This is a genomic window from Sphaerospermopsis kisseleviana CS-549, from assembly GCF_028329225.1.
Classification (GTDB): domain Bacteria; phylum Cyanobacteriota; class Cyanobacteriia; order Cyanobacteriales; family Nostocaceae; genus Sphaerospermopsis; species Sphaerospermopsis kisseleviana.
Genome location: NZ_JAQMTI010000217.1, coordinates 1 through 2,906, shown reverse-complemented (window position 1 = coordinate 2,906; position 2,906 = coordinate 1). Strand labels below are relative to the sequence as shown.

The 2,906-nt window shown below is 40.5% G+C and carries 1 protein-coding gene; it reads left to right on the top strand.

Features of this window, described 5'->3' with window-relative positions:
- Positions 1-1,606: 1,606 nt before the first annotated feature.
- Positions 1,607-2,254, top strand: coding sequence for a response regulator transcription factor (locus PN497_RS17330; protein ID WP_096565149.1), 648 nt, complete (start codon positions 1,607-1,609; stop codon positions 2,252-2,254).
- Positions 2,255-2,906: the final 652 nt, after the last annotated feature.

Here is a 2,906-nt window from a genome sequence, read left to right as displayed (position 1 = left end):
GGTGACTGGTGACTGGGGACTGGTGACTGGTGACTGGTGACTGGGGACTGGTGACTGGTGACTGGGGACTGGGTAATCAATTTTATTTTTCCCAATCAACTGTCAACTATCAACTGTCAACTATCAACTATCACCAATCACCAATCACAGAGCATAAATACCTAATTGTTTTAGTTGTCGGGTTCTGTTGCGTAGGTAGTGAATATTTTTATATGGACAACTTTATTTCCAAACCTGGGAAATTGTTATAGAACTGTAAACAGGGAGCCGCTGAATGAGTAACAATACAGTGAGTCAACACCGCCATCCAAACAGTCATCCAATCCCCAGAACTACTAAAGCTGTGGAACTTCAAGCCCTAAGTAATATGTGGACGCGCTAAGATTGGCTTTCTTTTCCCTCCACAGGTTTCTGCTGGTTCTTACCAAACAGATACTCCGGGCTAAAAACCTCCTAGCTATGTCATCTGGGAATGCTGGAAACTGTGACTCAAAGTGTGGACATCTCAACCATCGTGTGAGATTCTTCCTATTTGCATCTTCTAAACCTCAACCAACCGCTTGCGTATTTGTTGTTCTAGATAGATAATGGGAGTTTACCCAGATGCGGTTTGGTATTACACAAATTAATTGATTTATAGTCATATATAGGCTATAACAGGCATAAATAAAACATTTTTACGCCTTCATAGTCAATGATATAAATCAATAGTTTTGGGGAAATTCCAGAAAATGACACCCTAGCTCTGGTAACACACTTAGCACAAGTCCAAGCCTTTTTTTATTTCACTGTCAAAATTAATTGAGGGAGATAATCAAACAATTAGGCAGGTGATGTAAATTAAGTAGTCCCGACAGCTATTAACCAAGGGATAGAGGGTATGTAGTTCACCCTGTGAGGTAAAACCTCACAAAATAAAACCTGAGATATTTGTCAATGGTTTTATGAACTATATTCAAAAAACCGGAAGTTATTGAGCGGATGATCCCAAAACACTTAATTGGCATCTATGGAAATGTAAGCATAAGCCTTTTTCAACCATTTTTTGCCAGGAACTTCCTTAGTTTCTTGTGAACCTCTAGAGGCTTAACATTCAAAACAGGATATAGCAGAGCAACAGTTAACAAATGAAAGTGCGGGTGAGTTGTCAGTTAGGGTGATCTTCAGCTAAATACTGAACCTGTCAACCAGACGGATTATGATTTAATCAGGTTTTTTAGCCCGCTGCTTTCAAAAGAATATATAATAGCGCATTATAAATACTATTGCTCTCCGTATCCTTACTAGACTTTTGCCATTAAGTTACTAGTAGTATGTTAAGAGTGCCTACCACTTTCACAACCACAAACAACCAAGGCAAGTTAAGTGGGAAAAACAGTACGTGCGGCCAGCGCGGAATTTACGCCTGTGGACAAGAACCCGGCGACGGGCTTGGTGGAAGCAGGAAGCAAACAACAAAATGTTCCAGGTTCTAGGGTGTATTTGCTTATGCCCCTGCCATGAACAATTTTTGTCAGGTTTGTTTTGCACAACATCTCACATAATCCACCAAAGAGGATAACTATTCAAGACCTTGATGGATTGAAGCGCGACAAGTGCCACTGCTATGAAAGAGTCCAGCATGAAAGATCACAAACGACTTCTATTAATTGATGATGACCCTAACCTCATCTTGCTGGTGAAGGATTACTTAGAATTCCGGGGCTACGAAGTCATCACGGTTGAAAATGGACGGCAAGCTCTGGAAATATTAGACCATGATGTTCCAGACATGATCATCTGTGACGTGATGATGCCAGAAATGGACGGGTACACTTTTGTGGAACAAGTCCGGCAAACTGAACGCACTAGCTGGATACCTGTTCTCTTCCTGTCCGCTAAGGGGCAAAGTGCAGACCGAGTTAAAGGTCTGAATAAAGGTGCTGACGTATATATGGTCAAGCCCTTTGAAGCAGAAGAACTCGTAGCACAAGTAGAATCTTCACTCAAGCAAACTATCCGTTGGAAAGAACATCAAACTAAGGGAGGGGAAAACGGTTCTCGTATCCAGGTTCCCTTTGATGTCCAGTTAACTCCCACAGAACTGAAAGTGGTTCAGTTTGTGGCTAGGGGTTTAGCTAACCGGGAAATCGCTGAAGAACTAAATGTTAGTCAGCGTACAGTTGAAAGCCATGTTTCCAATATGTTGGGCAAAACCAATCTCCACAACCGTACTGAACTAGCACGGTGGGCGATTGAAAATCAAATGGCTTAAATGTTCCACTGATTTGGTGAAGGTTTGAGTTTTGAGTTAAAAAATCATAACTCAAAGCTCAAATCCTTTATTTGATCTTGACTTTAGTTTGATAGCCAGTAAAAAACATGACATGAATTGTGAAGCATACAGATTTTTCAATTCCAACTTCATAATTCATGTTTTATGATACTTTCCTCAATTGCTATCTTCCAACCCAGATATCACCTAAAATTATTTATACAGGCTAATTATAGGGACTGGTGACTGGTGACTGGTGACTGGTGACTGGTGACTGGGGAAGAAAATTTTAGATTTTAGATTTTAGATTTTAGATTTTAGATTTTAGATTGAAGTTAACAAAAACAATCCAAAATAAATAACTCCTGCCTTCTGCCTCCTGCCTTCTGCCTCCTGCCTCCTGTTCCCTGTTCCCTGCTCCCTGCTCCGTGATTAAGTAATCTGTTCCGTAGGGATTTCTATGATAAATTCTGTACCATAACTAGGGTCAGAACAAACATAAATATTGCCTTTAGGACTTACGCAACTGGCACAAGCGATGGTGCGGCTACGCTGCACCGAGCGCCTAAAGACTAAACCATTGACATAGCAATATCTGGACGTTTTAGTTGTCCTATTAAATAATTAGAAAGCAAATTATGCTTAATTTGAT

Coding starts and splice junctions, on each gene's coding strand:
- PN497_RS17330 (WP_096565149.1), top strand. CDS start 1,607: ATGAAAGAGTCCAGCATGAAAGATCACAAACGACTTCTATTAATTGAT.